The following is a 4,437-nucleotide window of genomic DNA, read 5'->3' as shown; positions in this document are numbered from 1 at the left end:
GAACCTGGTGCTGCGGGGGCGGGATGCAGATGAGCTGCAGGCGACGGTGACGGAGTTGATCGCGGCGCTGGAGGCGGCCGGGGTGGCGAAGGTGGCCGAGCTAACGATCTGACGGATGCAGTTCAGCGTTATCGGACATTCCGCAGGCAACCCGGGTAGGCGGGATGTGGCGGGACCAGGCGGGATGTCGTGGGATGGGCGGGTCTCTGAGAGGTTCTGAGAACCTCATCGGTCGCCGTCGGCGCCGACGCCTAAATGGAATTGAGTGAGGCCCGCGCGGGCGACCGCCGGGCCTCTTTGACGTCGCACTGGAGCCCCTTCGCCGGCGGCCACGACGCCCCATCAGGATGGCCGGATCGCCGGTGAAGTCAACGGCGCTCCGTTGTAGGGGGTGGGGCGCATTGGGTTCGTTTCGCCAAACCAGCCCGGCGCACTCGAATAATGTAATGACATTATTCGTGCCAATACATTCCGTCGGCCATGCGGTGTCGCATCCCTAGGGTTCAAGGGCGGCAAGCGCCTTGCGCCGTCGCGACATCGCCTTGCGCTCGTACTCGTCGAACTTCAGCAGGTCGGGCGCGGCGGCGATCAGGGCCAGGGCGTCGGTCTCTTCGCGCGGCATGTCGGGCGATGCCTGGCTGGTGATCCTGATCAGGGCGTCGTCGTAGGCCTGGGCTTTGGCCTTGCGAATGCGCAGGATCAGGTCCTCAAGCTGGGCGACCTCACGGGCGGGGGCGTCTGGGGCGGGGTCGCCGCCGAGCGCCTTGGCGATGGACTGAATGAGGTCGGTGTTCGCGGACGCCTGGCCGGTCAGGCCGTGCCGCAAGGCATTGCCGGAGGCGCGGTGTTTGCCGGCCTGGGTCTTGGGGCCTGTGCTCTTGGCGGCGTTCCGGCGATTGGCCGAAATCCGCGGCTCGGTGGTCATTCGAACTCGGCGTCGATTGCGCCAGTGCCGCTGGTGACGCTCGTGACGGTGTCCCTCGCGCGCCGGGCGGCGGCGTCACGCCTCCGATCGATCTCGCGCAGGGTCATGTTGCGCCGGGCGTTGGCGCGATCGGCGATGCGCTGGAGGCGCTCCATGTCGGCCAGGTAGGACTGGTAGGCGGCGCCGAAATTGTCGAGGCCCGTGACTCCAAACTGCTTGCGAATCTCATCGAAGCCCGCCTTCGGGATCTCCTCCCCCATCATGATGTCAGCGACATCCTTCTGGATCGCGAACTCCATCTCGGCGTCCTTCAGGGTGTTGGCGGGGTAGTGGGACTTCAGGATCAGCTCCACCGTCTCGCGTCTCGCAAGCTTCAAACGGACGGCTCGGGCGCGTTTGGCGCGCAGCTCTTCCCAGGTCTGATCGGTCAGATCCCGGACCCACATCCACTCGACAAAGTCCTGGGGCAGGATGGCGTCGGTGAACTGGTCCATCAGGGTGTCATAGGCGTCGATGTCTTCGGTGCGGATGATGTGAGCGGGCGCCAGCATCTCTCCGAGCCCAGACGGGAGGGTGTAGGGGATCCCGTCAGGGGCGACCTTTGCGGCGCGCGGCCCTCTCTTTGCGGTGGGCTTAGACAGGCTGACCTCCCTGGAGGGGCTTGCGAAGGCGGATGCCGGGACCGTCGTCGGGCGTGCCGACGAACTCAATGCCGGCGGCTTCGAGGGCGGCGCGGATGTCCATAAGGGTGCTGGAGCGGCTGGGGGGGACGCCGTCGTGGGCTTCGAAGCGCATGATGGTTTGAATTCCGACGTCAGCCTCAGATGCCAGACGCGCCGCCGTCCACCTCAGCGCAGCGCGCGCACACCTGATTTGGCTTCCTGTGATCATTGACAGCGCTTTAGTGGTAACTACATTACCATTATGGGAATTCAGCCTCGAATCGGCAACGCTGACAAATCACAGGGTAGCACCGCCGCTCCGATTTCACCTTGGCGGGCCGCGATCCAGCGTCTCGACGGGGCCTATTCCGAGCACACCCTGCGCAGCTATCGCTCCGACTTTTCAATCTTCGAGAGATGGTGTCTGGGCAACGACCGCGCCCCGCTCCCCGCCACCCCGCAGGTGGTCGCCGACTTCATCGCCGCCGACGCCGTCAAGTCGGCGTCCTCCACCCTGAAGCGCCGACTGGCCGCCATCCGCAAGGTCCACCGCCTGTTTCGCCTGCCGTGCCCGGTCGATGACGAGGAGGTCGCGATCGCCCTGCGGCGCGCCATGCGCTCGAAGCGCCGGCGTCCCCGGCAAGCCCTGGGTCTGACCGCGGCCCTGCGCGACCAGCTGATCGCCGCCTGCCCCGACACCCTGATCGGCCGACGCGACCGCGCCATGATCGCCATCGGCTACGACACCCTGTGCCGCCGCTCCGAACTCGTCTGCCTGAGGTTGGAGGACCTCACCCGGCTGTCGGACGGCGGCGCCAAGATCCTGGTGCGCCGCGCCAAGAACGACCAATTCGGCGACGGCCGCTGGGGCTATCTCTCCGCCGTCGCCCTGGCGCACCTAGACGAGTGGACGCAGGCGGCGGCCATCCACGAGGGCCCAATCCTCCGCGCCGTCATCGGCGGCAACCTCCAGGCCAAGGGCCTGCTCTCCGTCGCCGTCAGCCGCCGCCTCAAGGCCGCCGCCCAGCGCGCCGGCGTCCCCGCCCCGACCACCGCCGCCCTGTCTGGGCACTCCATGCGCGTCGGCGCCGCCCAGGACCTGATGACGGCCGGCAAGAGCCTGCTGCAGATCATGAGCGCCGGAGGCTGGACCTCGGTGAATGTGGTGGGGCGGTATGTCGGGGAAGCGGACTGGAATGTCTGGGCGGCCTGACCGCCAGGCGGAGACCAGATGCGTTTCCCGTGAGCAACAGGCAGGGGGAGGCGAGCCAGTCACCCCTGTCTCCCGGGCCCGAGGCAGGATCTGGACCTTGAAAGAGTCCACCTTGCCGCCGGTACGTATTGAGGAGGCGAATCCACCTCTGCGTGGGCCGATTGTCGCAGGTTGGCGTTCGGCGACCATGCATGGAGAGGATTTATTAGAGTTGAGGGGATCAAGGTTGAGTCGTTCGTGGAGAGACCGCAGCGATGGCCCGCCCCCAGAAACGTCCTCTCGTAGCCCGCGAGGTCCACGAGTCAAACGAGGCTCTTGAGGCCGCTGCGCTTGCCGACGCGCTGCTCTTCGCTCCCTCGACTTTACGCCTCGCCGATGGAGCCTCCGCTGCGATCGGCAGCCCGGCCCGTGCGCTGCAGGCTGAACTGGCCGCCAGCTTCGCTGAGAATAGTCAGTCCGACAGACTGCCTGCCGGGCCGCTGGTGTTGGCCCTCGTCGTCGCAAGCCTGATGGGCTGGACGGGAATGATCGTGGCCGCTCGTGATATGTTTTTCTGAAGGCGCCATTGGTGCCTTGAACCGGCACTTGAATTGCTCCTGTAGGAGGTCGTAGCCGGTCTCCGTCCCAGCATCCGATGCTCACGCTGGGCGTAGAGCGCCTTGTCTCGCACTACGGGTGTGCGACCATAGGGGCGTAGCCATGCAGGCGCGCAATCGCTTACATCTCGGCGCAGCCATCTCACAGGCCCGACGCTAGCCTGCGGACGTGCTATTGCTCAACATTTGCGGAACACGGTGCCAGCCGATCCTCTGCGCCTGCATTGGCTTCCCGAGAAACGAACATCAAAATTGGTCCGCTTGGCTGAAGTCTACTGTTGGGCCGGCGCCACTTTTGCTGCGTCGCAAAAAGATGTACCGGCCTGACGCAGGGCCTGCTCGAACTCGGGGATAGAAGATGCACGTGACGATGATCGGCACCGGCTATGTGGGCTTGGTGAGCGGGGCCTGCTTCGCCGATTTCGGCCATGACGTGATCTGCATCGACAAGGACGCCGGCAAGATCGAGCGGCTGCGGGCCGGCGGCATCCCGATCTTCGAGCCGGGGCTGGACGTGCTGGTGGCCCAGAACGTCAAGGCCGGGCGCCTGTCCTTCGACACCGAGGCCGCCGCGGCGGTCGCCAAGGCCGACGCGGTGTTCATCGCCGTTGGCACCCCGTCGCGCCGGGGCGACGGCCATGCCGACCTCTCCTACGTCTACGCCGCCGCCGAGGAGATCGCCGGCCTGCTGGACGGCTTCACGGTGATCGTCACCAAGTCCACCGTGCCGGTGGGCACCGGCGACGAGATCGAGCGCATCATCCAGGCCACGCGCCCCGACGCCCAGTTCGCCGTGGTCTCCAACCCGGAGTTCCTGCGCGAAGGCGCGGCCATCGAGGACTTCAAGCGCCCCGACCGCGTGGTGGTGGGCCTGGAGGACGAACGCGCCCGGCCGGTGATGACCGAGCTCTACCGGCCGCTCTATCTGAACGAGACCCCCATCGTCTTCACCAGCCGCCGCACCAGCGAGCTGATCAAGTACGCCGCCAACGCCTTCCTGGCCCTGAAGATCACCTACATCAACGAGATCGCCGACCTCTG

General features: G+C 66.4%; 5 protein-coding genes. 3 read left to right on the top strand and 2 right to left on the bottom strand.

Annotation, left to right across the window (positions count from 1 at the left end; translation table 11 throughout):
- Positions 1-496: 496 nt before the first annotated feature.
- Positions 497-925, bottom strand: a complete 429-nt coding sequence (locus tag Q7T09_RS13885; RefSeq protein WP_304700479.1) for a hypothetical protein — start codon at positions 923-925, stop codon at positions 497-499.
- Entirely contained in the window at positions 922-1,476 is a 555-nt protein-coding gene (locus Q7T09_RS13880; protein ID WP_304700478.1) for a hypothetical protein, read from the bottom strand. The genes Q7T09_RS13885 and Q7T09_RS13880 overlap by 4 nt, the downstream gene beginning before the upstream one ends.
- Before the next feature lie 373 nt (positions 1,477-1,849).
- On the opposite strand from Q7T09_RS13880, the gene Q7T09_RS13875 reads away from it, so the two are divergent.
- From Q7T09_RS13875 to Q7T09_RS13865, 3 genes are all read left to right on the top strand, one after another.
- Positions 1,850-2,800: a tyrosine-type recombinase/integrase gene (locus Q7T09_RS13875; RefSeq protein ID WP_304700477.1), complete on the top strand. Its 951-nt coding sequence runs from the start codon at positions 1,850-1,852 to the stop codon at positions 2,798-2,800.
- 254 nt (positions 2,801-3,054) lie between these two features.
- Positions 3,055-3,357, top strand: a complete 303-nt coding sequence (locus Q7T09_RS13870; RefSeq protein ID WP_304700476.1) for a hypothetical protein — start codon at positions 3,055-3,057, stop codon at positions 3,355-3,357.
- Positions 3,358-3,754: 397 nt separating this feature from the next.
- On the top strand, positions 3,755-4,437 hold a 683-nt coding region (locus Q7T09_RS13865), incomplete at its 3' end, for a UDP-glucose/GDP-mannose dehydrogenase family protein (protein WP_304700475.1).

The sequence above is a fragment of the Phenylobacterium sp. genome, assembly GCF_030645195.1.
In the GTDB taxonomy this organism is placed as follows: domain Bacteria; phylum Pseudomonadota; class Alphaproteobacteria; order Caulobacterales; family Caulobacteraceae; genus Phenylobacterium.
Note: the sequence above shows the minus strand (reverse complement) of the source record. Positions and strands in the feature narration are given on the sequence as shown.